Source organism: Janthinobacterium sp. EB271-G4-3-2 (assembly GCF_020858035.1).
Lineage (GTDB): Bacteria > Pseudomonadota > Gammaproteobacteria > Burkholderiales > Burkholderiaceae_D > Janthinobacterium > Janthinobacterium aestuarii.
The window spans coordinates 124,209-148,830 of sequence record NZ_JACYMG010000014.1; the positions used below are offsets into that span (position 1 = coordinate 124,209).

The 24,622-nt window shown below is 63.0% G+C and carries 25 protein-coding genes; 18 read left to right on the forward strand and 7 right to left on the reverse strand.

What is annotated here, in order from left to right:
- The first annotated feature begins 2 nt into the window (after positions 1-2).
- Genes IGS55_RS24285 through mmsB form a run of 4 tightly spaced genes read left to right on the forward strand, consistent with a single transcriptional unit; the run spans position 3 to position 3,976 of the window.
- Entirely contained in the window at positions 3-1,163 is a 1,161-nt protein-coding gene (locus IGS55_RS24285; protein WP_230518212.1) for an acyl-CoA dehydrogenase family protein, read from the forward strand.
- Positions 1,160-1,945 carry an enoyl-CoA hydratase gene (locus tag IGS55_RS24290; RefSeq protein ID WP_046684480.1) on the forward strand — a complete coding sequence of 262 codons (786 nt, stop codon included), beginning with the start codon at positions 1,160-1,162 and terminating at the stop codon, positions 1,943-1,945. The genes IGS55_RS24285 and IGS55_RS24290 overlap by 4 nt, the downstream gene beginning before the upstream one ends.
- Positions 1,938-3,053 carry an enoyl-CoA hydratase/isomerase family protein gene (locus IGS55_RS24295; protein WP_230518211.1) on the forward strand — a complete coding sequence of 372 codons (1,116 nt, stop codon included), beginning with the start codon at positions 1,938-1,940 and terminating at the stop codon, positions 3,051-3,053. Before IGS55_RS24290 ends, IGS55_RS24295 begins: the two co-directional genes overlap by 8 nt.
- 20 nt (positions 3,054-3,073) lie before the next feature.
- The gene (mmsB, locus tag IGS55_RS24300) at positions 3,074-3,976 is read left to right on the forward strand and encodes a 3-hydroxyisobutyrate dehydrogenase (protein ID WP_034778800.1); all 903 of its coding nucleotides are present in this window, start codon (positions 3,074-3,076) and stop codon (positions 3,974-3,976) included.
- A gap of 187 nt (positions 3,977-4,163) precedes the next feature.
- Here mmsB and IGS55_RS24305 read toward each other — a convergent pair whose 3' ends face one another.
- On the reverse strand, positions 4,164-4,745 hold the full coding sequence (locus IGS55_RS24305; RefSeq protein WP_230518210.1) for a hypothetical protein: 582 nt from the start codon (positions 4,743-4,745) through the stop codon (positions 4,164-4,166).
- Between the two features lie 41 nt (positions 4,746-4,786).
- Entirely contained in the window at positions 4,787-5,386 is a 600-nt protein-coding gene (locus tag IGS55_RS24310) for a hypothetical protein (protein WP_230518209.1), read from the reverse strand.
- A gap of 244 nt (positions 5,387-5,630) precedes the next feature.
- On the opposite strand from IGS55_RS24310, the gene IGS55_RS24315 reads away from it, so the two are divergent.
- Positions 5,631-6,356, forward strand: coding sequence for an HAD family hydrolase (locus tag IGS55_RS24315; RefSeq protein ID WP_230518208.1), 726 nt, complete (start codon positions 5,631-5,633; stop codon positions 6,354-6,356).
- A 102-nt stretch (positions 6,357-6,458) separates the two neighbouring features.
- Positions 6,459-7,475, forward strand: a complete 1,017-nt coding sequence (hrcA, locus tag IGS55_RS24320; protein WP_035822689.1) for a heat-inducible transcriptional repressor HrcA — start codon at positions 6,459-6,461, stop codon at positions 7,473-7,475.
- A gap of 48 nt (positions 7,476-7,523) precedes the next feature.
- Here hrcA and fur read toward each other — a convergent pair whose 3' ends face one another.
- Positions 7,524-7,955, reverse strand: coding sequence for a ferric iron uptake transcriptional regulator (gene fur / locus IGS55_RS24325; RefSeq protein WP_034745717.1), 432 nt, complete (start codon positions 7,953-7,955; stop codon positions 7,524-7,526).
- Positions 7,956-8,150: 195 nt separating this feature from the next.
- Between fur and IGS55_RS24330 the strand changes: the two genes are divergently transcribed.
- From IGS55_RS24330 to IGS55_RS24340, 3 genes are read left to right on the forward strand one after another with little or no spacing between them, the layout of a single operon-like run.
- Positions 8,151-8,792: an outer membrane protein assembly factor BamE gene (locus IGS55_RS24330; protein WP_230518282.1), complete on the forward strand. Its 642-nt coding sequence runs from the start codon at positions 8,151-8,153 to the stop codon at positions 8,790-8,792.
- Positions 8,793-8,811: 19 nt separating this feature from the next.
- Positions 8,812-9,621, forward strand: a complete 810-nt coding sequence (gene dapB / locus IGS55_RS24335; RefSeq protein WP_230518207.1) for a 4-hydroxy-tetrahydrodipicolinate reductase — start codon at positions 8,812-8,814, stop codon at positions 9,619-9,621.
- 8 nt (positions 9,622-9,629) lie between these two features.
- Positions 9,630-9,956 (forward strand): barstar family protein, encoded by a 327-nt coding sequence (locus tag IGS55_RS24340; RefSeq protein WP_100428423.1) that lies wholly within the window; start codon positions 9,630-9,632, stop codon positions 9,954-9,956.
- A 102-nt stretch (positions 9,957-10,058) separates the two neighbouring features.
- Here IGS55_RS24340 and IGS55_RS24345 read toward each other — a convergent pair whose 3' ends face one another.
- Both IGS55_RS24345 and IGS55_RS24350 read right to left on the reverse strand, forming a co-directional pair.
- Positions 10,059-11,306 (reverse strand): CaiB/BaiF CoA transferase family protein, encoded by a 1,248-nt coding sequence (locus tag IGS55_RS24345; RefSeq protein ID WP_230518206.1) that lies wholly within the window; start codon positions 11,304-11,306, stop codon positions 10,059-10,061.
- A complete protein-coding gene (locus tag IGS55_RS24350) occupies positions 11,306-12,484 on the reverse strand; it encodes an acyl-CoA dehydrogenase (protein WP_230518205.1) in 1,179 nt (392 codons plus the stop codon). The genes IGS55_RS24345 and IGS55_RS24350 overlap by 1 nt, the downstream gene beginning before the upstream one ends.
- A 161-nt stretch (positions 12,485-12,645) precedes the next feature.
- On the opposite strand from IGS55_RS24350, the gene IGS55_RS24355 reads away from it, so the two are divergent.
- Complete coding sequence (locus tag IGS55_RS24355) at positions 12,646-13,542, forward strand: LysR substrate-binding domain-containing protein (protein WP_230518204.1); 897 nt, start codon at positions 12,646-12,648, stop codon at positions 13,540-13,542.
- On the opposite strand, the gene IGS55_RS24360 is transcribed toward IGS55_RS24355, so the two are convergent.
- Entirely contained in the window at positions 13,539-13,904 is a 366-nt protein-coding gene (locus tag IGS55_RS24360; protein ID WP_230518203.1) for a VOC family protein, read from the reverse strand. The genes IGS55_RS24355 and IGS55_RS24360 overlap by 4 nt on opposite strands.
- A 77-nt stretch (positions 13,905-13,981) precedes the next feature.
- The gene (locus IGS55_RS24365) at positions 13,982-14,770 is read right to left on the reverse strand and encodes a DUF6597 domain-containing transcriptional factor (RefSeq protein WP_230518202.1); all 789 of its coding nucleotides are present in this window, start codon (positions 14,768-14,770) and stop codon (positions 13,982-13,984) included.
- 150 nt (positions 14,771-14,920) lie between these two features.
- Between IGS55_RS24365 and leuS the strand changes: the two genes are divergently transcribed.
- The 8 genes from leuS (at position 14,921) to IGS55_RS24405 (ending at position 24,573) form a co-directional block, all read left to right on the forward strand.
- The gene (gene leuS / locus IGS55_RS24370; protein ID WP_230518201.1) at positions 14,921-17,560 is read left to right on the forward strand and encodes a leucine--tRNA ligase; all 2,640 of its coding nucleotides are present in this window, start codon (positions 14,921-14,923) and stop codon (positions 17,558-17,560) included.
- A 2-nt stretch (positions 17,561-17,562) separates the two neighbouring features.
- Positions 17,563-18,153: an LPS-assembly lipoprotein LptE gene (locus IGS55_RS24375; RefSeq protein ID WP_230518200.1), complete on the forward strand. Its 591-nt coding sequence runs from the start codon at positions 17,563-17,565 to the stop codon at positions 18,151-18,153.
- 10 nt (positions 18,154-18,163) lie between these two features.
- The gene (holA, locus tag IGS55_RS24380) at positions 18,164-19,180 is read left to right on the forward strand and encodes a DNA polymerase III subunit delta (RefSeq protein ID WP_058048018.1); all 1,017 of its coding nucleotides are present in this window, start codon (positions 18,164-18,166) and stop codon (positions 19,178-19,180) included.
- Positions 19,181-19,197: 17 nt separating this feature from the next.
- The gene (locus IGS55_RS24385; RefSeq protein ID WP_230518199.1) at positions 19,198-20,469 is read left to right on the forward strand and encodes a glutamate-5-semialdehyde dehydrogenase; all 1,272 of its coding nucleotides are present in this window, start codon (positions 19,198-19,200) and stop codon (positions 20,467-20,469) included.
- Between the two features lie 68 nt (positions 20,470-20,537).
- A complete protein-coding gene (locus IGS55_RS24390; protein WP_034745744.1) occupies positions 20,538-20,975 on the forward strand; it encodes a CopD family protein in 438 nt (145 codons plus the stop codon).
- A gap of 10 nt (positions 20,976-20,985) precedes the next feature.
- A complete protein-coding gene (locus tag IGS55_RS24395; protein ID WP_034745748.1) occupies positions 20,986-21,603 on the forward strand; it encodes a 2-hydroxychromene-2-carboxylate isomerase in 618 nt (205 codons plus the stop codon).
- Positions 21,604-22,012: 409 nt separating this feature from the next.
- The gene (locus tag IGS55_RS24400) at positions 22,013-23,218 is read left to right on the forward strand and encodes a THUMP domain-containing class I SAM-dependent RNA methyltransferase (protein WP_442908209.1); all 1,206 of its coding nucleotides are present in this window, start codon (positions 22,013-22,015) and stop codon (positions 23,216-23,218) included.
- A 74-nt stretch (positions 23,219-23,292) separates the two neighbouring features.
- The gene (locus tag IGS55_RS24405) at positions 23,293-24,573 is read left to right on the forward strand and encodes a multidrug effflux MFS transporter (protein ID WP_230518198.1); all 1,281 of its coding nucleotides are present in this window, start codon (positions 23,293-23,295) and stop codon (positions 24,571-24,573) included.
- Positions 24,574-24,622 lie beyond the last annotated feature (49 nt).

A 24,622-nucleotide genomic window follows, 5' to 3' on the forward strand; every position in this document is an offset into this window, starting at 1 on the left:
GCATGGACTTTGAACTGAGCGACGAGCAGCGCGAGTTCCAGCAGGCGGCGCGTGCGTTTGCCGAAGGCGAACTGGCGCCGCACGCGGCCCATTGGGATGCGGAATCGATCTTTCCCGTGGACACCATCGCCAAGGCGGGCGAGATGGGCTTTTGCGGCCTGTACACGCCGCAGCGCTGGGGCGGCCTGGGCCTCACTCGCCAGGATGCGGCCATCGTTTTCGAGGAGCTGGCCGGTGGCTGCACCTCGACCACGGCCTACATCACGATACACAACATGGCAACGTGGATGCTGTCGCGCTGGGGGCAGGAAGCCCTGTGCGACGAGTGGGTGCCTGCCCTGGCCGCCGGCCAGAAGCTGGCCAGCTATTGCCTGACGGAACCGCAATCGGGCTCCGACGCGGCGTCCTTGCGCACGAAAGCCGTGAAGGATGGCGACTTTTATGTGCTCGACGGTACGAAAGCGTTTATCTCGGGCGCAGGCCAGACGGACATGCTGATCGTCATGGCGAGAACCGGCGGCGAGGGCGCAGCCGGTATTTCCGCGTTTGCCGTGCCGGCGAATTTGCCCGGCATCGTGTATGGCAAGAAGGAAGAAAAGATGGGCTGGAACAGCCAGCCCACGCGCATCATCAGTTTTGACCAGGTGAAAGTTCCTGCCGGTAATTTGCTGGGCGCGGAAGGTGAAGGCTTTGCCATTGCCATGAAGGGCATCGACGGCGGGCGCATCAATATCGCCGTATGCTCGGTGGGCACGGCGCAGGCGGCCTTGACGCGGGCGCAAGCGTACATGAAGGAGCGCACGCAGTTCGGCCGCGAGCTGGCGCAATTCCAGGCCTTGCAATTCAAGCTGGCCGACATGCTGACGGAACTGGTGGCGGCGCGCCAGATGGTGCGCCTGGCTGCCTGGAAGCTGGACCAGGAAAGCCCGGACGCCACGGCGTATTGCGCCATGGCAAAGCGTTTCGCCACGGACGTGGGCTTCAATGTGGCCAACGATGCGCTGCAATTGCATGGCGGCTACGGCTACATCCGCGAGTACCCGCTCGAGCGCCACGTGCGCGACACGCGGGTGCACCAGATCCTGGAAGGGACGAATGAAATCATGCGCCTGATCGTCGCGCGAGCGATTTTGAAAGACGGCGCCACGGAGACCTTACGATGAGCAAAGTGTATACAAATTTACTGCTGGAACGCCGTGGCCACACGGCCCTGGTGACCCTCGACAACCCGCCCGCCCACACGTGGACCCTGGCCAGCCTGAACGGGCTGACGCAGCTGGTGGCCGACCTGAACGCCGATCCCGACGTGTACGCGCTCGTGATCACGGGCGGCGGCGCCAAGTTCTTCTCGGCCGGCGCCGACCTGAACGTGTTTGCCGACGGTAACAAGGACACGGCGTTTGCCATGGCCGCCGCGTTTGGCGAGGCGTTCGAGGCATTGTCCGCGTTTCGCGGCGTCAGCATCGCCGCCATCAATGGCTATGCCATGGGCGGCGGGCTCGAATGCGCGCTGGCGTGCGACATCCGCATCGCGGAAGAACACGCGCAGATGGCTTTGCCGGAAGCTTCGGTCGGCCTGCTGCCGTGCGCGGGCGGCACGCAGCACTTGCCATGGCTGGTGGGCGAAGGCTGGGCCAAGCGCATGATTTTATGCGGCGAGCGCGTCGATGCGGCCAAGGCCCTGGCCATCGGCCTCGTCGAGGAAGTCGTGCCAACCGGCAAGGCTGCCGCCACGGCGCTGGCCCTGGCCGCCAAGGTGGCGCGCCAAAGCCCCAGCAGCGTGACGGCGTGCAAGACCCTGATCCAGGGCGCGCGCAGCCATCCGCTCGTCAATTCTCTGCCCGATGAGCGCACCCTGTTCCTCGGCCTGTTCGATACGCAAGACCAGAAAGAGGGCGTGCAAGCGTTCCTGGAAAAACGTCCGGCGGAGTGGAAGAATGGTTGAAACAGTGAAACTGGAAGAGCGCGACTGTCCCGGCGGCATGAAGCTGGGCATCATCACCCTCGATGCGCCGAAGTCGCTGCATGCGCTGACCCTGGACATGATACGCGCCATCGATGGCGCTCTCGTGCGCTGGGCCAGTGACGACGCCATCGCCTGCGTGGTGCTGCACTCGTCGACCGACAAGGCCTTTTGCGCGGGCGGCGACGTGCGCAGCCTGCGCTCGGCAGTTGCCGAGCAGCCAGGTATCGTGCCGAACCCGCAGGCGCTGGCCTTCTTTGCCGAGGAATACCGGCTCGACCACCGCATCCATACGTACGTGAAACCACTGCTGGTGTGGGGCGGCGGCATCGTCATGGGCGGCGGCCTGGGTCTGATGGCGGGCGCCAGCCACCGCGTCGTGACGGAAAGCACGCGCATCGCCATGCCGGAAATCACCATCGGCTTGTTCCCGGACGTGGGCGGCAGCTGGTTCCTGGGCCGCATGCCGGGCCGTAGCGGCCTGTTCCTGGGGCTGACGGGTGCGCCGATGAACGCGGCCGACGCCCTGTTCACAGGTCTCGGTGACTATTTCCTGCGCCAGGAAGAGCGCGCCATGGTGCTCGACTCTCTGGCGCTGGCGCAATGGCAAGCCAGCCCGCAGGAAAACAGCGAGCAGCTGGACCGCTTGCTGCGCGGTTTCTCGGCGCCCGCATCCATGCTGCCCGTCTCGGAAGTGCGCGCCAACTTCGACGCCATCGCTGCGCTGACGCAAGCGCCCACCTTGCCCGAAGTGGTGGCCGCCATTGCCGCATATGACGGCGATTCGGCCTGGCTGCAAAAGGCGGCCCACTCGCTGGCCAAGGGCGCGCCCAGCTCGGCCGCTTTGGTCTGGGCCATGCGCGACCGCACACGCCACATGAGTTTGGCGCAAGTGTTTCAGCTGGAATTGATCGTGGCCGTGCAATGCTGCGCCCATGCGGACTTCAGCGAAGGCGTGCGCGCCTTGCTGATCGACAAGGACAACGCGCCGCAGTGGCAGCCGGCCAGTCTGGCCGACGTCAGCGCAACGCATCTGGACGAATATTTTGCCGCGCCGTGGACACAGCATCCATTGGCCGATTTACATTAAAAGAATTGGGAGACAAGAACATGCAACATATTGCATTTATCGGCCTGGGCAACATGGGCGCGCCGATGGCCCGCAACTTGGTGGCCGCCGGCTTCCACGTGTCCGTGTTCGACCTGGCGCCGGCAGCCGTCGCATCCCTTGTTGAAGCGGGCGCCACGGCGGCTGCTTCCGCCAGCGCGGCCGTGCAGACGGCCGACGCCGTCATCACCATGCTGCCAGCCAACAAGCATGTGCAGGAACTGTACCTGGCGGCCGGCGGCGTGCTCGATTCGGCCAAGCCCGGTGCCCTGTTCATCGATTGCAGCACCATCGCCGCCGATGTGGCGCGCCAGGTGGCGCAGGCGGCCAGTGAACGCGGTTTTGCCATGATCGATGCGCCCGTCTCGGGCGGCACGGCGGGCGCGGCGGCCGGCACACTGACCTTCATCGTCGGCGGCAGCGAAGCGGCCTTGCAGCAGGCACGTCCATTGCTGGAAAAGATGGGCAAGAATATTTTTCATGCGGGCGAGGCGGGGGCAGGCCAGGTAGCGAAGATTTGCAACAACATGCTGCTGGGTATCTTGATGGCCGGTACGGCCGAGGCGCTGAACCTCGGTGTGGCGCATGGCCTGGACCCGAAAGTGTTGTCCGACATCATGGCCAAGAGTTCGGGCCGCAACTGGACCCTGGAAGTGTACAACCCGTGGCCCGGCGTCATGGACGGCACGCCCGCGTCGCGCAATTACACGGGCGGCTTCGGCACGGCGCTGATGCTCAAAGACCTGGGCCTGGCGCAGCAGTCCGCCCTGTCGGCGAACGCGCCCACGCCTTTGGGCGGGCTGGTGCGCCAGTTGTACCAGATGCATGCGCAAGCCGGTTATGCGCAACAGGATTTCTCCAGCATCGTGCAAATGCTGCAGCCGGGCTTGAATAAACCCGCCTGAGGAATTTTGGGCAAAAAAAAGCCCGCTGGTAAAAGCGGGCTAAATCCAATTCTTGGAAGAGTTGGAGGAGACAGATGCATTATGCTGCATCGCCACATATAACTCCAATTTATCTTTGTAATATCAATTATATATTTCAGTGATATCTCTTCCTGGCAGCCGCGTGGCGGCTGCCAGCGTCACAGCGTTAGCCCGGATTGCAGGCGATCTGCACGGTGGTCACGTTCGCTTCGCCCATGGTACCCACGCCGGTGCCCGGCGCTACGGCGCATACCAGGCCGGTCGGCTGGGTGAATACGCTGATGCCATACTTGTCGCCATCGGCGACAGGCGCCGCCAGGGTAAAGGTCGTGCTGCCTTTGGCCACCGTGGTTTGCGCATTGCCGTTGATCAAGACCAATCCATCCGCCGTCAGGCCGCTAACCGTGCCACCCACCGTATACCTGTTTTGCGAACAGGAAACCGATGCCTGGATACTGACGTAGTGGCCAGCCGAACCGGTGCCGCCACTGATGGTGCAATTCATGTGGGCAGGGTTTTGCTTGACCGTGATGTTGTAGTCGGTGCCGTAGTCGATGCGTTTGCCAAAGGTGAACGTGGTGGTGCCGGCGGCAGGTGAGACGCTGTCGCCGCCGTTGACCAGGATCAGGCCGTTGGTGTTCAAATTGCTGATGGTGCCGCTGACATCATACGAGGCCTTGCCGCCGCAAGCGGCCAGTCCCAGGGTCAGCAACAGCGCGGCGAGTGGGCGCAGGCAGGATAACTTCATGTATTTCTCCAATCCAATATAGTGGTGACGAATCGCGTGGCTTACAGCGCCGTGCAGTTCAGTGTGGCGCCGGTCGTGGCGGCGGAACCCATGGTGCCGACGACATCGCGGCCGTCGGCACTGGCCGAACCCACGAACTTGCAGGTCTGGCCCGCTGGGTAGGTCGTTATCACCATGCCGTACTTAATACCGTCATCGACCGTCGCAAACGTATAGGTGGTGCTGCCTGCCAGCGGGCTGGTGCTGTTGTTGCCAATGGACAGGGTCAGGCCGTTCGCGGTCAGGCCCGTGATCGTGCCGCTCAGCGGGTAGCTGTTGGTCTGGCAGGTAACCACGGCCGGCGATGCGGAGTAGCTCGACGCCTTGCCGCTGCCGTTGACCATTTTGCAGACGGCGCCTTTCGGCTGCTGCTTGATGGTAATGTCATAGCGGTCATCATTGTTGAGCAGCTTGGTGAACGTAAAGAAGGTCGCGCCGGCCGCGACGGGCAAGCTTTCGTCGCCATTCTGGAGGATCAGGCCATCTTTTGCCAGGTTGGACACTTGGCCTTGCAGATACAGATTGCCGCCGCTGCCGCCGCAGGCCGCCAGTGTGACGGCGCAAGCCGCCGCCAGCATCGAGCGCAGGTACAAATTTTTCATACATTCTCCAAAACGAATTAGGTTGGGTAGCGCAACGCGGACGCTGGCGCCGCATTGGAATGGCGCCTATTTTAGTCTATCTGGCAAGCTGAATGATCTTGCCTTGTATCACCCTGTAACAATTTTTCGCCGGGAAGCGCTGGCCCGGCCCCATTTCACGGGGGCGCAGCCATGCCGGAGCCGGCGATCGGTGCGACAATAGACGCAGGCTGCGCACCGTGACGCGGCATCCACCGTGAATCCCATGTCCCTTGCTACTGTAAAACCTGCCGTGCCGCCCAAGGCCATCCTGTTCGATCTTGACGATACCTTGTGGCCCATCGCGCCCGTGATTGCCGCCGCCGAAACCCTGCTGCACGACTGGCTGGCCACGCATGCGCCCAAGGTGGCGCAGCAGTTTTCCATCGAGGTGCTGCGCCAGCACCGCCTGGCCATGCTCAATGAACAACCGCATTTTCATGGCAACCTGATCGAGTTGCGCCGCGCGGGCCTGCTGACCGCCTTCGAAGCTGCCGGCGAGGATCCCGCCCTGGTCGACGGCGCCATCGCGCAGTTCCTGGCGGCGCGCCATCGCGTCCAGCCGTATGACGATGTCTTGCCGGGCCTGGCCTGGATGGGCCAGCGCATGCTGGTCGGCTCCATCTCGAACGGCAATGCGGACCTTGACATTATCGGCCTGGCGCAGCATTTCAAGGTATCGATCGCCGCCAGCGACTTTGGCGTCGCCAAGCCCGACGCCAGCATCTTCCTGGCCGCTTGCGCCGCGCTGGGCGTGGCGCCGCATGAGGCCGTGTATGTCGGCGACGATCTGTATTTCGATGTGACGGGGGCGCAAGGGGCGGGCATGCGTGCCGTGTGGATGAACCGCAAGGGTAGCGACGCCCACCTGGCCGCCGGCGTGCAGCCCGACGCCATCTGCGCCAACTTTGATGAATTGCTGCTGTGGCTGCAGGGGCAACTGGAAGATTGATCGCCGCCGGGCGGACGAACGTGCATAATAGGCGCTGTTGATGCACGTTCGGCCGCTTTCGTTGCCGCTTGCCTAACAAAATACTTGCTTAAATAAAACACCATGCAACTCGATACACGTGCCCAAACACTGCTGAAAGCCCTGGTCGAGCGATATATCGCCGACGGCCTGCCGGTCGGTTCGCGCGCCTTGTCGAAAATTTCCGGCCTCGACCTGTCGCCGGCCACGATCCGCAACATCATGGCCGATCTGGAAGAGCTCGGTTATGTGTCCAGTCCGCATACCTCGGCCGGACGCATCCCCACGCCGCGCGGCTACCGCATCTTTGTCGACACCTTGCTGACCGTCCGGCATCTGGACGAGCACATGGTGGAGTCGCGCATGCGCCTGCAGACGCCGCAGCCGCAAAAAACCATCGCCAACGCGGCGCAGATGCTGTCGTCGCTGTCGCAGTTTGCCGGCGTCGTGCTCAGCCCGCGCCGCGAATCCGTGTTCCAGCAAATCGAATTCCTGCGCCTGTCCGAAAAACGCATCCTGCTCGTCATCGTCGCGCCCGGCGGCGACGTGCAGAACCGTTTATTGCTGACGGAGGCCGACTATACGCCGGCGCAACTGGTGCAATCGGCCAATTACATCAACCAGAACTATGGCGGCCTGTCATTCGACGCCGTGCGCGTGCGCCTGCAAGGCGAATTGCGCCAGTTGCGCGACGACATGGGCAGCCTGATGCAGGCGGCCGTGGAGGCGGGCAGCGAAGCGATGGCCGACCATAGCGACGACATGGTGATTTCCGGCGAGCGCAACTTGCTCAGCGTGAGCGACCTGTCATCGAATATGCATTCGCTGCGCCAGATGTTCGACATGTTCGAGCAAAAGACGGGCTTGATGCAGCTGCTCGACGTGTCGAGCAAGGCGACGGGCGTGCAGATTTTCATCGGCGGCGAATCGAACCTGGTGCCGATGGATGAGATGAGCGTGGTGACGGCGCCGTATGAAGTCAACGGCAAGATTGTGGGAACGTTGGGAGTGATCGGACCGACGCGCATGGCTTACGAGCGCGTCATTCCGATTGTCGATATCACGGCCAAGTTGCTGTCAAGCGCGCTCAGCCATCATTGATCGTACTGCCTGACGCGCCAGCCGCTCCATGGGAACGGCCGGAACGAATCAGGCGGTTTTGTGCGGGCAAGCCGTCTTGGTGCAGTTGCCGTAGATGGCCAGCGCGTGTTCGGCGATCTTGAAGCCGCGCTCTTCAGCCACTTTTTGCTGGCGGATTTCGATTTCTTCGTCAAAGAATTCTTCGACCCGGCCACAGTCGAGGCACACCAGGTGGTCGTGGTGGGAGCCTTCGTTGAGTTCGAAAATCGCCTTGCCGGTTTCAAAATGGTTGCGGTTGAGCAAGCCTGCCTGTTCGAATTGGGTCAGGACGCGGTAGACAGTTGCCAAACCGACATCCATATTGTCGGCCAGCAGAATCTTGTAGACGTCTTCCGCGGTCAGGTGGCGTACCGGGCTACTCTGGAAGATATCGAGTATCTTCAGCCGTGGCAGGGTGGCTTTCAGGCCGCTTGCCTTGAGATCACTAGGATTGTTACTCATGTTTGTTGCTCGTATGTGGGTCAGGTGCTTTATCATATAGCGTTTTAGCGGGGAGTGCCAAAATATGCATTTTTTGGCAGGCCGGCCACTCCTGGCGTTTTGTTCATCAAATTGAGGTCATTTATGCGCGTAACACCGGCTGTATTGCCATCTCTCTGGCACCGTATTTCATTCCGAGCACCAGTCGTGGCAGGCATGGTCTGTGTCGCGCTGGCCATGTCCGGCTGCGCCAGCCGTGGCATCCTGGGCGAAAAGCCGGCAGCTGCTCAAAAAGAAGGCAAGGAAGTGGTTCCTGAACAGGGCGCACAAACGACCACCATTACGCCGCTGCAAAAATTCATGTGGTTTTTCTCGCCCTACCGTCCTGACATTCAACAAGGCAACTTTGTCTCCGAAGAGATGCTGGCCCAGCTGAAAGTGGGCATGACGCGCGACCAGGTGCGTTTCGTCCTCGGCACCTCGCTGCTGACCGATATCTTCCATGCCGACCGCTGGGATTATCCATTCCGCCTGGCCCGGGGCAGTGGCGAAACCACCAGCAGCCGCGTGGTCGTGTACTTCGGCAAGGATGGCAAGGTGGAACGTTTCGAAGGCGGCAACTTGCCGACGGAGAAAGAATACATCGACCGTATCGCCGGTCCGTCGCCATTCGCCAAGGTTGCCAAGGCCGACGTGCCTGCCGCCGTCGTGCCATCGCCCGTGGCGCCAAGCGCCGTGCCGGTGCCGGCCGATGCCGCCCCTGCTATTCCTGTGAGCAAGCCTGAAGTTGCCCCTGCACCCGCAACGGCGCCTGCCGCCGAGCCTGCACCTGCACCTGCTGCCGAACCCACCAAATAAGCTGTTGTAAGAGAATAAAATGACTGAACTGAAAATCGCCATCGCTGGCGCCAGCGGCCGCATGGGCCATATCCTGATCGAAGCCGTCAGCAACGCGCCCGACGCCGTGCTCGCTGGCGCGCTCGATCGCGCCGGTTCGCCGTCCGTCGGCCAGGATGCCGCCGCTTTCCTCGGCAAGCCTGCCGGCGTGCCGATCGAGTCCGACCTGGCCACCGGCCTGGCCGGCGCCGATTACCTGATCGACTTCACGCGCCCCGAAGGCACTTTGCAGCATCTGGCGTATTGCGCCGAGCACGGCATCAAGATGATCATCGGCACCACCGGTTTCGATGACGCTGGCAAGGCCGCCATTGCCGCGGCCGCCGAAAAAACTGCCATCATGTTCGCACCGAACATGAGCGTGGGCGTAAACGTCACCATGAAGCTGCTGGAACTGGCCGCGAAAAGCCTGTCCGAAGGCTACGACATTGAAATCATCGAAGCGCATCACCGCCACAAGGTCGATGCGCCCTCGGGCACTGCCCTGCAAATGGGGGAAGTGGTGGCCGGCGCCCTGGGCCGCGACCTGAAGGAATGCGCCGTGTACGGCCGCGAAGGCGTGACGGGCGAACGCGACCCGTCGACCATCGGCTTTGCCACCATCCGCGGCGGCGATATCGTCGGCGACCATACGGTGCTGTTTGCCGGCATCGGCGAGCGCATCGAGATCAGCCACAAGTCGAGCAGCCGCGTCACCTACGCCCACGGCGCCCTGCGCGCCGCGCGTTTCCTGGCCGACAAGCCGACCGGCCTGTTCGACATGCAGGATGTGCTGTCGCTGAAGAACTGAGGAAGACCATGGCCACTGCCATCCTGAATGGAAAAGACATCAGCGACGAAGCGAGCTTTCACGCGCAATGCGTGCAAGCCTTCGGTTTCCCCGAGTTCTACGGCAACAGCATGGATGCCTGGGTCGATTGCCTCAGCTACCTGCGCGACGATGAAAACATGACGCAGTTCCGTTTGAAGCCGAACGAAGTGCTCGAGATTGTTGTGCAGGATGCGGAAAGCATGAAGGCGCAAGTGCCGGACTTGCTGGAAGAAATCACGTTTTGCATCGCCGGCATCAATGAGCGCTATGACGATTACGGTGAAAAACCGGCATTGAAACTGGTACTCAAGTGAATAGCATCGTAGGTCGGATTAGCGGCAGCGCCGCGTAATCCGACACATTGTTGGCTGTGCAAGTCGGATTACGCGCAAGCGCTAACCCGACCTGCCCAACATTTACACCACCTTGCGCTCGCGCAAACCGTCGATCTCGCCGCCATCAAGGCCCAGCCACTGCTGCAGCACCTCGTCCGTATGCTGCCCCAGCAAGGGCGGCGGCAAGCGGTACTGTACCGGCGAGCCGGACAGGCGCACGGGATTGGCCACCAGTGCCACCGTGCCCGCCGTCGGATGCGGCATCTCCACTTTCAAGCCACGTGCCACCACTTGCGGGTCGGCAAACACCTGGTCGATGCGGTTGACGGGGCCGCACGGCACGGCTTGCGCCTCGAAGGCGCTGATCCACTCGGCCGTCGTGCGCATGACCGTGGTCTGGCGCATCAAGGGGATCAGGATCGCCCGGTGCGCCACGCGCTGCGGATTGGTGGCGAAGCGTTCATCCTGCGCCCATTCCGGGTGGCCGGCGACGGCGCAAAAGCGCGAAAACTGCCCATCGTTGCCGATCGCCAGAATCATGTCGCCATCGGCCGTAGGAAAGTCCTGGTAGGGCACGATGTTCGGATGCGCATTGCCCATGCGCTGGGGCACCTTGCCGCCGCACAGGTAATTGGCGGCCTGGTTGCCCAGCGCCGCCACTTGCACGTCGAGCAAGGCCAGGTCGATATGCTGGCCCAGGCCCGAGCGTTCCCGTTCGGCCAGCGCCGCCTGCACGGCGATGGTGGCGTACAGGCCCGTCAGGATGTCGGTCTGCGCCACGCCCACTTTTTGCGGCCCGGCGCCCGGCTGGCCATCGGGCACGCCCGTGATGCTCATCAAGCCGCCCATGCCCTGGATCAGGAAGTCATAGCCGGCGCGCGCCGCGTACGGCCCATCCTGGCCAAAGCCCGTGATGGAGCAGTAGACGAGGCGCGGATTGAGCGCCAGCAAGCTGGCCGCATCGAGGCCGTATTGCTTCAAGCCGTCCAGCTTGAAGTTTTCCAGCAGCACGTCCGATTCGGCAGCCAGCTTGCGCACCAGCGCTTGCCCTTCTGGCGCGGCCAGGTCGATGCACAGGGAGCGCTTGTTGCGGTTGGCGCACTGGAAATAGGCGGCCTCGGCCGTGTCGCGGCCATCCTCGTCTTTCAGATACGGCGGGCCCCAGGAGCGCGTGTCGTCGCCGCGGCCCGGCTGTTCAATCTTGACGACGTCAGCGCCCAGGTCGGCCAGCATTTGCCCGGCCCACGGGCCGGCCAGCACGCGCGACAGGTCGAGCACGCGCAAGCCGGTCAGCGGCGCGGGGCGCAAGGTGGAAGCCAAGGCGTCCATTAGTTGAAGGCGGCGATGCCGGTGATGGCGCGGCCGATGATCAGCGCGTGCACGTCGTGCGTGCCTTCGTAGGTGTTGACCACTTCCAGGTTGACCAAGTGGCGGATGACGCCGAACTCGTCGGAAATGCCGTTGCCACCCATCATGTCGCGCGCCACGCGGGCAATATCGAGCGCCTTGCCGCAGCTGTTGCGTTTCATGATGGACGTGATTTCCACGGCCGGCGAGCCTTCATCCTTCATGCGCCCCAGGCGCAAGCAGCCTTGCAAGCCCATGGTGATTTCCGTCAGCATGTCGGCCAGCTTCTTTTGCACCAGCTGGTTCGCTGCCAATGGGCGGCCGAATTGCTGGCGGTCCATCGTGTACTGGCGGGCCTTCAGGTAGCAGTCTTCGGCCGCGCCCAGCGCGCCCCAGGCAATGCCGTAGCGGGCGCTGTTCAGGCAAGTGAACGGGCCTTTCAGGCCGCGCACGTCGGGGAAGGCGTTTTCTTCCGGGCAGAACACTGCATCCATGACGATTTCACCGGTGATGCTGGTGCGCAAGCCGACTTTGCCGTGGATTTCCGGCGCCGACAGGCCTTTCCAGCCTTTTTCCAGCACGAAGCCGCGGATCGCGCCTTCATCGTCCTTGGCCCAGACGACGAACACGTCGGCGATCGGGCTGTTGGTGATCCACATCTTCGCGCCCGACAAGCTGTAGCCGCCCGGCACTTTACGGGCGCGCGTGACCATGCTGCCAGGGTCGGAGCCATGGTTCGGTTCCGTCAGGCCGAAGCAGCCGATGAATTCGCCCGTCGCCAGTTTCGGCAGATATTTTTGTTTGGTTTCTTCGTTGCCAAAAGCGTTGATCGGTACCATCACCAACGACGATTGCACGCTCATCATCGAGCGGTAGCCCGAATCGACGCGTTCGACTTCGCGCGCGGCCAGGCCGTAGCACACGTAGTTCAGGCCGGCGCCGCCGTATTCTTCGGGAATGGTGGTGCCCAGCAAGCCCAGTTCGCCCATTTCGCGGAAGATGGCCGCGTCCGTGCGGCCATGGCGGAACGATTCGAGTACGCGTGGCACCAGGCTGCCCTGGCAATAGTCGCGGGCCGCTTCCAGCACGGCGCGTTCGTCGCCCGTCAGTTGTTCTTCCAGCAGCAGGGGGGAATTCCAGTCGAATACGGTTTTGCTCATCACAGGCCTCGCAGGTGAGCGCCGGTGATCGGCGCAAGATTGAATATGGCTCATGGTAGGTTTTTGCCTAGCCTTGCGCAAACGATTTTTTTGCACCCAGACATGCGTATGGCGCATATCTTGCGGCATACTAGGAGCCTTTCACCGGCCGGATACTCCCCATGTCACGCAAAATTCCCATGCTGCAAGCCCTGAACTGCTTCGAAGCTGCTGCGCGGCACCAGAGCTACACGCATGCGGCGCGCGAACTGTCGCTGACGCAAAGTGCCGTGTCGCGCCAGATATCGTCCCTGGAAAGCTTTCTTGGCGTGCAACTGTTCCAGCGCACGCGCCATGGCGTGCTGCTGACCAGCGCCGGCGCCGCGTATGCGCGGCAGATCGCGGCCCGTCTCGATGGCCTCGAGCGCGACACGCTCGACACCATGGCGCGCCAGGGCGGTGGCGGGGCCTTGCAGCTGGCTTCGGTACCCACGTTCGCCACGCGCTGGCTGATGCCACGGCTGTCGTCACTGGCGGGCTTGCACCAGGACATCGTCGTGCACATCGACGCCTACACGAAACCGTTCATGTTTGCCGATACGGAATACGACGGCGCGCTGTACGCGGGCACGCCCGAGCAGCTGGCGCGCTGGCCCGGCACGCGCGCCACCTTGCTCATGCATGAAGAAATCGTGCCCGTCGCCAGCCCCCGTCTGCTGGCCACGCGCAGCGCCTGGCAGCCGCAGGATTTGCTGGAGCTGACCTTGTTGCAACAAAGTACGCGCCCGGGCGCCTGGCGCCAGTGGTTTGACGCCATGCAGGTCGATGGGGAAGGGGCGCGCTACGGCGCCCGCTATGAGCTGTTTTCCATGCTGGCCATGGCGGCCGTGCAGGGGCAGGGCGTGGTCTTGCTGCCACGCATGCTGGTCGAGGCGGAACTGGCGCGCGGCGAGCTGCGCATCGCATGCGAGCGCCCACTGCGCGGCCAGCGCGCGTATTACCTGATCACGCCCGAGGCGGCGCATGAAAAACTGGCCTTGCAGCAGTTCCGGCGATGGTTGCAGGACGAGGCGGCTTAGGCGACCTTGGCGGTATCGAAATGGGGATTGTCGATCAGGCCGATCTGGTTGCCGAACGGGTCGAGCAATTCCACCGTGCGGATGCCGTCGCCCACGTCCGTGAGCGGGTGGTGCAGGGTGCCGCCCAGCGCAACGATGCGCTCGGCCTCTGCCTCGATGCCGTCCACGCCCCAGTACGTCACGCTGCCCTGCGTGCCAGGCTGGCCGTCCGGCAGCAAGCCCAGCTCGAAGCCGCCGATGGCAAAGCCGACATAGAACGGCTGGTCGAAGTAGGGGGCCGTGCCGAATACCTGGCTGTACCAGGCCTTGGCCTTGTCCAGGTCGGGGACGGGATAGGTGACGGTGCGTAAACCCTTGATCATGTTCTGCTCCTGATGAATGAAGAATAAGGCCATCATGCCACCGGTGCGCGGCGCATGATTGTAAAAATGGAAGGTATTCAAGTGCGCCGGCCCGCCAGCCACGCCTCGGGCGAACTGCGGGCGAAATCCTGGAAGTCGTGGATCAGGTGCGACTGGTCGAAATAACCATATTGCAAGGCCACTTGCGCCCAGTCCTGTTGTCCGTTCAGGCTTCGCATGCCCTGGCTGGCCGCGCGGAAGCGGCAGATGCGGGCAAACAGCTTCGGGCTGATGCCCACTTGCTGGCGAAATTGCAGCGCCAGGTGCTGGCGTGACACGCCCAGCTGCCGCGCCAGGCCATCCACGCGCACCTGGCCCGATGCCGCCTCGATGGCCGCGATCGCATGCTCGGCCGCACCGGCCTGGTGCCGTGGCGGCGCGGTGCGCAGGCGCAGCAGCAGATAATCTTGCAGGATGGCGATGCGCTGCGTGTTGCTCAAAGGCTCGCTCCATAGCGCATCACCGAGACGCGCCGCCAGCTCGCGGCCCCACAGCTGCTGCAATCCCGTGCGGCCATCGTTGAGTTCGCACAAGGGCAGCTGGAAGAAGCGTGCCGCCGCGCCCGGCTTGAAGCGGGCCGCCACCGTCTGCACGAGGCCCTGGCTGACGACGGCAATCGGCGCCGTCATCATGCCGACGGCAAAGCTGGCGTCCTGCTGGTCCTGGCACAGGATGTCGATGCAATTGTCGGGCAAGACCTGGTGCGTGAAGGGCGTGGCCCCCGTCTGCACGCGGCACGTCCAGACGCACTCCAGCCAGGGCCGCAGGGCGGGGAGGGGCGGATATTCCTGGTAGACGATCATGACCGGCTTTGATGCAAAGAACAAGATTGCGTATATCTTACACAGCATAATCGTGCGCCGGCCAAAATATGCGCGCCCGGGCCGCCAGCGCGCCGCGCTATCGGGCGGCGACAACCAGTATAATGCTCGGTTCATATCCACTATTGGCCGGGCCACGCTGGTCGCACATCCATTATGCAAGACAAATATAGTCCCGCCGACGTCGAACAAGCCGCCCAATCGCACTGGAAGGCGATCGACGCCTATAAAGCCGTCGAACACGACCCGCGTTTCCCAAAAGGCAAGTATTTTGCCTGCTCGATGCTGCCTTACCCTTCGGGCAAGCTGCACATGGGTCACGTGCGCAACTATACGATCAATGACGTGATGTACCGCTACCTGCGCATGAACGGCTACAACGTGCTCATGCCGATGGGCTGGGATGCGTTCGGCATGCCGGCGGAAAACGCGGCCATGGCCAACAACGTGCCGCCCGCGCAATGGACGTATTCGAACATCGCCCACATGAAGCAGCAGATGGAATCGATGGGTCTTGCCATCGACTGGTCGCGCGAAATGACGGCCTGCAAGCCCGAATACTACAAATGGAACCAGTGGATGTTCCTCAAGATGCTGGAAAAAGGCATCATCTACAAGAAGACCGGTACCGTGAACTGGGACCCGATCGACCAGACCGTGCTGGCCAACGAACAAGTCGTCGATGGCAAGGGCTGGCGTTCGGGCGCGCTGATCGAAAAGCGCGAAATCCCGATGTACTACGCGCGCATCACCGATTACGCGGAAGAATTGCTGGCCTATGTGGACGACAAGTTGCCGGGCTGGCCCGAGCGCGTGCGCACCATGCAGACCAACTGGATCGGCAAGTCGACGGGCGTGCGCTTCGCCTTCCCGCACACAATCGCGGATGCCGGAGGTAGCCTGATCGGCGACGGCAAGCTGTATGTGTTTACCACGCGCCCGGACACCGTAATGGGCGTAACCTTCTGCGCCGTGGCCGCCGAGCACCCGCTGGCCATCCACGCCGCGCAAAGCAATCCCGCGCTGGCGGCCTTCAACGCCGAATGCAAGCTCGGTTCCGTGATCGAAGCGGACATGGCAACGATGGAGAAGAAGGGCATGCCGACCGGCCTGTTCGTCACCCATCCGTTGACGGGCGCGCAAGTGGAAGTCTGGGTCGGCAACTACGTGCTGATTACCTACGGCGACGGTGCCGTGATGGGCGTGCCGGCGCACGACGAACGCGATTTCGGCTTTGCCAAGAAATACAATCTGCCGATCAAGCAAGTGATCGAAATCAAGGGCCAGGAATTTTCGACGGATGCCTGGCAGGAATCGTATGGCAGCAAGGATGGCGTCTGCGTCGCCTCCGGCAAGTACGACGGCCTGCATTTCGCGTCCGCCGTCGATGCGGTGGCCGCCGACCTGGCGGAGCTGGGCCTGGGCGAAAAGAAAACCACGTTCCGCCTGCGCGACTGGGGCATTTCGCGCCAGCGCTACTGGGGTACGCCGATCCCGATGATCCATTGCGCCGATTGCGGCGTGGTGCCGGTGCCGGAAAAAGATTTGCCGGTGGTGCTGCCGGAAGACTGCGTGCCGGACGGCACGGGCAATCCGCTGAACAAATATGAAGCCTTCTTGCAGTGCGACTGCCCGCAGTGCGGCAAGCCGGCGCGCCGCGAGACGGACACCATGGATACCTTCGTCGATTCGTCGTGGTACTACATGCGCTATACCTCGCCAGGCTCGAACGACGCCATGGTCGACGCGCGCAACGATTACTGGATGCCGATGGACCAGTACATCGGCGGCATCGAGCACGCCGTCATGCACTTGCTGTACGCGCGCTTCTGGACCAAGATCATGCGCGACTTCGGCCTGGTCAAGTTCGACGAGCCGTTCGTCAACCTGCTGACGCAAGGTATGGTGCTCAACGAAACCTACTTCCGCAAGGATGCGGCGGGCAAGACCACCTGGTTCAACCCGGACGACGTGCGTCTGTCCCTCGATGACAAGGGCCGTCCGCAAAGCGCCGTCCTGGTGGCCGACGGCCAGCCGGTGGAAATCGGCGGCACGGAAAAAATGTCGAAGTCGAAGAACAACGGCATCGACCCGCAAGCGCAGATCGAGCAGTATGGCGCCGATACGGCCCGCCTGTTCACCATGTTCGCCTCGCCGCCGGAACAGACGCTGGAATGGTCGGGCAGCGGCGTCGAAGGCGCGAACCGCTTCCTGCGCCGCGTGTGGAACTTCGGCTATGCGCAGTCGGCGACGATCCAGGCCGCACTGGCTGGCGGCGCCGCACCGGCCACGGGCGACGCGCAGAAAAACCTGCGCCGCGAATTGCACAAGCTGCTGCAGCAAGCCGATTACGACTTGAAGCGCATCCAGTACAACACCGTCGTGTCGGCCTGCATGAAGATGCTCAACACCCTGGAATCGGCCAAGCTCGATGACAGCGCGCAGTCGAAGGCGCTGATCGCCGAAGGCTTCTCCATCTTCCTGCGCCTGCTCAACCCTGTCGCGCCGCACATCACCCACGTGCTGTGGCAGGAATTGGGCTACGCTGGCGTGCACGGCGACCTGTTGAACGTGGCATGGCCGCAGGTCGACCCGGCCGCATTGGAACAGTCCGAGATCGAGATGATGATCCAGGTGAACGGCAAGCTGCGCGGCTCGATCACGGTTGCCAAGGATGCGGACAAGGCCAGTATCGAAGCGGCCGCGCTGGCGTGCGAAAGTGTGCAGAAGTACGTCGAGACCACGCCGAAGAAGATCATCGTCGTGCCAGGCAAGTTAATCAGCATCGTGGTGTAATCATGACGACTTCCTCTCAAGTATCGCTGTTGGGCCGCCGCGCCGTACTGGCGTTGGGCCTGACCGTCCTGCTGTCGGCCTGCGGCTTTCATTTGCGCGGTTCGAACGGCAGTTTCATGCTGCCGTTCGCGACGATGTACATCGGCTTGCCCGACTCGTCGCCGCTGGCGATCGGTCTGAAACGCTATATCCGCGCCATTGGCAGCACGGAGGTGGTCAATACCAAGGATGGCGCCGACGCCGTCCTTGAGGTGCTCACCGATCCGGAGAGGAATCGTACCAAGACCATTTTGTCCCTGAACACCAGCGGCCGCGTACAAGAGTACCAACTTGGCTATGCGATCAATTTCCGCGTATTGGACAAGGCCGGCAACCAGCTGCTGGCGCCGACGACCATCAGCCTGGTGCGTCCTATCACCTTCGACGACAGGCAGGTGCTGGCCAAGGAAACCGAGGAAGCGGCGCTGTACCGCGACATGCGCAACGACCTGGTGCAGCAGATCATGCGCCGCCTGGCCGCCATCAAGCCGGTGCTGCCGGCCATGTCGGTGGCGCCCGTGACGCCGGTCGCGCCGGCAGCCCCGCAGCAGTAACGGGGACGCCATGCAATTGCGGATAGACGCGCTCGATGGGCATGTGGCCAAGCCGCTGGCGCAGCTGTATGTGATCACCAGCGACGAACACTTGCTGGCGCTGGAAGCGGCCGACAAGATCCGCCGCGCGGCACGCGCGCAAGGGTATTCCGAGCGCGACGTGCTGACGGTGGAGCGCAGCTTCAAGTGGGGCGAACTGCTGGCGGCGAATCAGGAGCTGTCGCTGTTCGGCGATAAAAAACTGATCGAGCTGCGCATCCCCACCGGCAAGCCGGGCAAGGATGGCGGCGCGGCGCTGCAAAGCTACGCCAAAAACCTCAGTCCCGATAATCTCACCCTGATCACCTTGCCCAAGCTGGACTGGGCCACGCAGAAGGCGGCCTGGGTCGCCAGCCTGCAGCAGGCGGCCGTGTATATCGACATTCCGAATGTGGAACGGGCGCAGTTGCCGGCATGGATATCGCAGCGCCTGGCCGCGCAGGGACAAAGCGCCGAACGGGCCAGCATCGACTTCATCGCCGAACGGGTGGAAGGCAACTTGCTGGCGGCGCACCAGGAAATCCAGAAACTGGGCTTGTTGCATGCCGCGGGCAAGCTGACGTACGAACAAGTGCAGGACGCGGTGCTGAACGTGGCCCGCTACGATGTCTTCAAGCTGTCCGAAGCCATGCTGGCCGGCGACCCGGCGCGCCTGGTGCGCATGCTCGAAGGCTTGAAAGGCGAGGGCGAGGCACTGCCGCTGGTATTGTGGGCCGTCTCCGAGGAAATCCGTACGCTGTTAAAATTGAAGGCCGGCATGGCGCAAGGGCGTCCATTGGGCGCGCTGCTGAAGGAATACCGCATCTGGGGTCCGCGCGAGCGGATGATGGAACCGGCCCTGCGGCGCATTTCGCTGCCTGTGCTGGAAGCGGCGCTGCAGCAGGCGGCGCAGGTGGACAAGATGATCAAGGGCTTGCGCGCCAAGGGCTACGCGGGCGATGCCTGGGACGCCATGCTGCAGCTGGGCCTGAAGATCGCCCGAGGTTAACTTTTATGGATACGAGCATGGACATCACAGAATATATGCAGGACGTGGGCACGCGCGCGCGCGCCGCTTCGCGCGCCATGGCGCGTGCCGACAGCGCCACGCGCAACCGCGCCTTGAGCCTGATCGCCGCCGCCATCGTGCGCGATGCCGATCTGCTGCGCGCCGCCAACCAGCGCGACCTCGATGCGGCCGCTGCCGCCGGCCTGGCGCCGGCCATGCTCGACCGCCTGACCCTGTCCGACGCCGCCATCGCCACCATGGTCGAAGGCTTGACGCAGATCGTCTCGCTGGCCGATCCGATCGGCGAAATCTCGAACATGAAATTCCGCCCGACGGGCATCCAGGTGGGCCAGATGCGCGTGCCGCTGGGCGTCATCGGCATCATCTATGAAGCGCGTCCGAACGTGACGGTGGACGCGGCCGGCCTGTGCATCAAGAGCGGCAACGCGACGATCTTGCGCGGCGGCTCGGAAGCGATACACTGCAACCGCGCGCTGGCCAAGCTGGTGGCCGAAGGCTTGCAGGGAGCAGGCCTGCCGGCCGATGCCGTGCAAGTCATCGACACCACCGACCGCGCCGCCGTCGGTGCCTTGATCACCATGCCGCAGTACGTGGACGTCATCGTGCCGCGCGGCGGCAAGGGCCTGATCGCGCGCCTGATGGAAGAAGCTACGGTACCCATGATCAAGCACCTCGACGGCATCTGCCACGTCTACATCGACGCCAAGGCCGATATCAGGAAGGCGATCGATATCGGCTTCAACGCGAAGTGCCACCGCTACGGCACCTGCAACACCATGGAAACCCTGCTGGTGTCGCGCGCCATCGCCGCCACCGTACTGCCGCAGCTGGCCGAGCTGTACCTGACCAAGCAGGTGGAACTGCGCGCCGATCCGGAAAGCCATGCGATCCTGGCCGCCGCTGCGTATCCGCACCTGGTACACGTCACCGAGGAAGACTGGTCCACCGAATACCTGGCGGCCATCCTGTCGGTGAAGGTCGTCGACGGCATCGATGAGGCGATGGACCACATCAACCAATATTCATCGAAGCACACGGAATCGATCATTACGGAAGACTACAGCGATGCGCTGCGCTTCCTGCGCGAAGTCGATTCCGCCTCGGTGATGGTGAACGCGTCGACGCGTTTCGCCGACGGCTTCGAATATGGCCTGGGCGCCGAAATCGGCATCTCGAACGACAAGCTGCACGCGCGCGGTCCGGTGGGACTGGAAGGCCTGACCTCGCTCAAGTACGTGGTATTCGGCCACGGCGAAATCCGCAAGTAGTCTCCTCGCGGGCGGCCCACAAGGCGGCCCGCGCTCTGTTTTTCTCCACCTCCGACACTGGGAACCCCATGCTCTTTCTCTGGACCAAAGCCTTCCACATCATCTTCGTCATGTCCTGGTTCGCCGGCCTGTTTTACCTGCCGCGCATCTTCGTGAACCTGGCGATGGAGACGGAAACGGTGGCCACCGAGCGCCTGCTGCTGATGGCGCGCAAGCTGTACCGCTTCATGTCGTTGCTGGCGCTGCCGGCGATGGTGCTGGGGCTGGCCCTGATGTGGATGCTGTACGGCGGGGGCGAAGGCCGCATGAAGATGCCGGGCTGGATGCACGCCAAGCTGACGTTCGTGGTGCTGCTGCTCGGCTATCACCACGCCTGCGGTTCCATCCTGCGCAAGTTTGAAAAAGGTCTCAACAAGCGCAGCCACACCTGGTTCCGCTGGTTTAATGAAGTGCCGGTGGTGATGCTGCTGGCCGTCGTCGTGCTGGTCGTGGTCAAGCCTTTCTAAGGGAGTCGAGATGAGTGCAAGTCAGAACAAAGTCGTGCAGTATTTCTTCGCCCCCCACTCGCCATGGACCTACCTGGGCCACGCGCGCCTGATGGCCATCGCCGCGAAGACGGGCGCACAGATCGACGTGCGTCCCTTCGACCTGGGCAAGGTCTTCAGCGTCTCGGGCGGCCTGCCGCTGGCCAAGCGCGCGCCGCAGCGCCAGGCCTACCGCCTGGCCGAACTGGCGCGCTGGTCTGCCTTTCTGCAAGTGCCATTGACCTTGCAGCCGAAGTTCTTCCCCGTGTCGCCGGAAGCGTCGGCCAAGCTGATCATCGCCACGCGCCTGGCGCACGGCGTGGAAGCGTCGCTGAACCTGGCGCACGCCATCATGCGCGGCCTGTGGGCCGAAGAGCGCAACATCGGTGACGAAGAAACGCTGGTGCAGATCGCCGTTGACGCCGGTTTCGATGGCCGCCAGTTGCTGAAAACGTCGGAGACGGCCAGCGTGCAGGCGGAATACGACGCCAACACGGAGGCAGCTACCGCCGCTTCCGTCTTCGGCTCGCCGTGGTACATCGTCGATGGCGAAGGGTACTGGGGCCAGGACCGCCTCGATTTCGTCGAGCGCGCGCTGGACGCAAAATAAATAAAGAATGTAGGTCGGATTGGCGCCCCGCGCGTAATCCGACAAGCTCGGTCGGCAGCGCACGTCGGCTTACGCCCTGGCGGGCTAAGCCGACCTACGGGACAGGCGCGGTTTTGCCGCGTGGTATGAGGATGTAGGTCGGATTAGCGGGGCAAGGCCGCGCATAATCCGACCAGCACAGTCAGCGGCACATGTCGGCTGGCGAAGTAGCAAGTTAAAAGCAGTGTTAACAAAGTGGTTTTTTAATGCAGTAAAAGCAACGATACCCGCAGGCACCGTCGCGAGCGGATCGCCGCTTGTCTGGGAAGCGCAGCCGTACGAAGGTACGGCGAGCATCGCCGGGCGAGCGCCGTACCGCGCAGCAGGTGCCTGCGGGTGTTCACTACAACGGATAAAAGGTATCCTAATTATGGCTTCATATTTTTGCCCATGCCCGCGCGGCATGGAAGCGGCGCTGGCCGAGGAACTGGGCGAGATCGCCCAGGATAGTGCGACCATGAAGGTCCACAACCAGGTACCGGGCGGCGTACACTGCTCGGGCGACCTGCTCGATTCCTACCGCATCAACCTGCATTCGCGCATCGCTTCGCGCGTGCTGATGCGCATGGCCCATTCCGGCTACAAGACGGAAAACGACATCTATGACCTGACCCTGGCGCAATCCTGGGAAGACTGGTTCGGCGTGCACCACACGATCCGCGTCGACGTCACGGCCGTCAAATCGCCGCTGCGCAGCCTGGAATTCACGACACTGAAAATCAAGGATGCGATCTGCGACCGCTTCCGCGACCAGTTCAACGAACGTCCATCGGTCAACACCAAGACGCCGGACATGCGCATCGTCGGCTTCCTCGACGCGCACACGTTCACCGTCTACCTCGACACCTCGGGCGAAGCCCTGTTCAAGCGCGGCTGGCGCGAAGAGACGGGCGACGCGCCGCTGCGCGAAAACCTGGCCGCCGGCCTGCTGCGCGTGTCGGGCTGGAAGCCTGGCATGGTGCTGTTCGACCCGATGTGCGGTTCCGGCACCATCCTGGCCGAAGCGGCGCAGATGCTGCAGGGGATTCCGCCGGGCGCCTCGCGCCAGTTCGCGTTTGAAAACTTCCACGACTTCGATCCGGCGCCGTGGGATGCCATGAAAAACGCCATCAAGGTCAATCCGCTGCCGGCCGAACCGACGATTTTTGGCAGCGACATCTCGGGCGACATGGTCGCCATGACGCGCCACAACCTGCGTTGCGCCGGTGTGCGCTTTGACGTGCCCTTGAAACAGATCGAGGCGCAGGAAGTCAAGCCGCCAAGCGACGTGCCGGGCATCATGCTGACCAACCCGCCGTACGGCGAGCGTATCGGCGTGCGCGGTGACAGCACCATCCCGGAAGATGAACTGTCGACGTCCTTCTACTCGGCCATGGGCACGACCCTGAAGCAGCGTTTCGCCGGCTGGACCGTGTTCCTGTTTACGGCCGACCTGGGCTTGCCCAAGCTGCTGCGTTTGAAGGAAGCGCGCAAGACGCCATTCTTCAACGGTGCGCTGGAATGCCGTCTGTTCCGCTTTGATATGGTCGCAGGCTATAACCGCCGCGAAGAAGCCAAGCCCAAGCCACAGCAGTAAGCGTTCACCGTAATACACCCGCAGTAACCCCGCGCGCGGACCAATGCAGGTCCGCGCGTCACTTTGGATCCGCCATGTTTCCCACCCCACCGGCCGATGTGCCGCCCGACCCGGTTACCCCCGTTCCGCCCCCCACGCCGAGCCACATGGCGCCGCTGAGCCGCGGTGCGCTGGCGATGATGCTGGCCGGGCTGTCGATGCTGGGCCCTCTGTCGATCGACACCTATCTGCCCGCGTTTGGCGCGATCCAGGGTTCGCTGCAGGCGTCGCCGCTGGAAGTGCAGCAGTCGCTGACGTTCTACATGCTGGCCTTTGCCGGCATGGTGCTGTGGCATGGCGCGATCTCGGACACCTTTGGCCGGCGCAACGTCATTCTCGTGTCCCTGCTGATGTTTGCCATCGGCTCGCTCGGTTGCGCTTCGGCGCACACGGTGCACTATCTGTGGTTCTTCCGCATCATGCAGGGCGTCTCGGCCGGCGCCGGCGTGGTGATCAGCCGCGCCATCATCCGCGACCTGTATGCCGATGCGGCGGCGGCGCGGCTGCTGTCGCTGGTGACGATGATCTTTTCCATCGCCCCGGCCGTGGCGCCGATTCTCGGCGGCTGGATCGTCATCTGGTTCGACTGGCGCTCGATCTTCCTGTTCCTCGCCTTTTACACGGTGGTGCTGCTGGCGTTCTGTTACTGGCGCCTGCCCGAAACCCTGCCGATGGAAAAGCGCCAGCCCTTCAATCCGCGTTTCCTCGCGTCGAGCTATGGCCAGATCCTGCGCTCGCCCCTGTTCCACATCAAGGCCGGTATCGTCGCCCTCAATTTCGCGGGCCTGTTCCTGTTCATCACGGCCGCGCCGGAAATGCTGCCCAAGCAGCTGGGCCTGGGACCATCGCAATTCGCCTGGCTGTTCATTCCCTGCGTGAGCGGCATCTTCATGGGCGCCGCGGCGGCCAACCGCATCGCCGGCAAGGTCACGTTCGCGCGCCAGATCGGCATCGGCTTTGCCTTCCTGCTGTGCGCCGCCAGCGTCAATGTCGTGTATCACCTGTTCCTGCCGCCATCGCTGCCCTGGTCGGTGCTGCCGCTGTTCTTCTACACCTTCGGCATGTCGCTGGTGGGGCCGGGCGCGACCCTGCTGGCGCTCGATTTGTTCCCGCATATCCGCGGCACGGTGGCTTCGTGCCAGTCGTTTGCCAGTACCCTGCTGGGCGCCGTGGTGGCCGGCGTGATCTCGCCGCTGCTGTCCGGTTCCGTGCTGTGGCTGGCCTCGGGCCAGCTGGCGTTTACGGGCCTGGCGCTGGCGCTGTGGCTGATATCGCGGCGCTTCCGCCACCGTTTGCTGGGTTCCTCCAGGGCATAAGTTTCCATGGCAGAACGCTGGATTTATTTCAACTTAATTTTCTATATTG

What these genes read in the sequence shown, in the direction of transcription:
- IGS55_RS24305 (WP_230518210.1), bottom strand. Translation starts at nt 4,745, where the DNA reads ATGAAGTTATCCTGCCTGCGCCCACTCGCCGCGCTGTTGCTGACCCTG.
- IGS55_RS24290 (WP_046684480.1), top strand. Translation starts at nt 1,160, where the DNA reads ATGAGCAAAGTGTATACAAATTTACTGCTGGAACGCCGTGGCCACACG.
- IGS55_RS24385 (WP_230518199.1), top strand. Translation starts at nt 19,198, where the DNA reads ATGGACATCACAGAATATATGCAGGACGTGGGCACGCGCGCGCGCGCC.
- IGS55_RS24400 (WP_442908209.1), top strand. Translation starts at nt 22,013, where the DNA reads ATGGCTTCATATTTTTGCCCATGCCCGCGCGGCATGGAAGCGGCGCTG.
- IGS55_RS24405 (WP_230518198.1), top strand. Translation starts at nt 23,293, where the DNA reads ATGTTTCCCACCCCACCGGCCGATGTGCCGCCCGACCCGGTTACCCCC.
- IGS55_RS24355 (WP_230518204.1), top strand. Translation starts at nt 12,646, where the DNA reads ATGTCACGCAAAATTCCCATGCTGCAAGCCCTGAACTGCTTCGAAGCT.
- leuS (WP_230518201.1), top strand. Translation starts at nt 14,921, where the DNA reads ATGCAAGACAAATATAGTCCCGCCGACGTCGAACAAGCCGCCCAATCG.
- IGS55_RS24330 (WP_230518282.1), top strand. Translation starts at nt 8,151, where the DNA reads ATGGTCTGTGTCGCGCTGGCCATGTCCGGCTGCGCCAGCCGTGGCATC.
- IGS55_RS24345 (WP_230518206.1), bottom strand. Translation starts at nt 11,306, where the DNA reads ATGGACGCCTTGGCTTCCACCTTGCGCCCCGCGCCGCTGACCGGCTTG.
- mmsB (WP_034778800.1), top strand. Translation starts at nt 3,074, where the DNA reads ATGCAACATATTGCATTTATCGGCCTGGGCAACATGGGCGCGCCGATG.
- IGS55_RS24390 (WP_034745744.1), top strand. Translation starts at nt 20,538, where the DNA reads ATGCTCTTTCTCTGGACCAAAGCCTTCCACATCATCTTCGTCATGTCC.
- IGS55_RS24315 (WP_230518208.1), top strand. Translation starts at nt 5,631, where the DNA reads ATGTCCCTTGCTACTGTAAAACCTGCCGTGCCGCCCAAGGCCATCCTG.
- IGS55_RS24375 (WP_230518200.1), top strand. Translation starts at nt 17,563, where the DNA reads ATGACGACTTCCTCTCAAGTATCGCTGTTGGGCCGCCGCGCCGTACTG.
- IGS55_RS24395 (WP_034745748.1), top strand. Translation starts at nt 20,986, where the DNA reads ATGAGTGCAAGTCAGAACAAAGTCGTGCAGTATTTCTTCGCCCCCCAC.
- fur (WP_034745717.1), bottom strand. Translation starts at nt 7,955, where the DNA reads ATGAGTAACAATCCTAGTGATCTCAAGGCAAGCGGCCTGAAAGCCACC.
- IGS55_RS24350 (WP_230518205.1), bottom strand. Translation starts at nt 12,484, where the DNA reads ATGAGCAAAACCGTATTCGACTGGAATTCCCCCCTGCTGCTGGAAGAA.
- hrcA (WP_035822689.1), top strand. Translation starts at nt 6,459, where the DNA reads ATGCAACTCGATACACGTGCCCAAACACTGCTGAAAGCCCTGGTCGAG.
- IGS55_RS24295 (WP_230518211.1), top strand. Translation starts at nt 1,938, where the DNA reads ATGGTTGAAACAGTGAAACTGGAAGAGCGCGACTGTCCCGGCGGCATG.
- IGS55_RS24285 (WP_230518212.1), top strand. Translation starts at nt 3, where the DNA reads ATGGACTTTGAACTGAGCGACGAGCAGCGCGAGTTCCAGCAGGCGGCG.
- holA (WP_058048018.1), top strand. Translation starts at nt 18,164, where the DNA reads ATGCAATTGCGGATAGACGCGCTCGATGGGCATGTGGCCAAGCCGCTG.
- dapB (WP_230518207.1), top strand. Translation starts at nt 8,812, where the DNA reads ATGACTGAACTGAAAATCGCCATCGCTGGCGCCAGCGGCCGCATGGGC.
- IGS55_RS24340 (WP_100428423.1), top strand. Translation starts at nt 9,630, where the DNA reads ATGGCCACTGCCATCCTGAATGGAAAAGACATCAGCGACGAAGCGAGC.
- IGS55_RS24310 (WP_230518209.1), bottom strand. Translation starts at nt 5,386, where the DNA reads ATGAAAAATTTGTACCTGCGCTCGATGCTGGCGGCGGCTTGCGCCGTC.
- IGS55_RS24360 (WP_230518203.1), bottom strand. Translation starts at nt 13,904, where the DNA reads ATGATCAAGGGTTTACGCACCGTCACCTATCCCGTCCCCGACCTGGAC.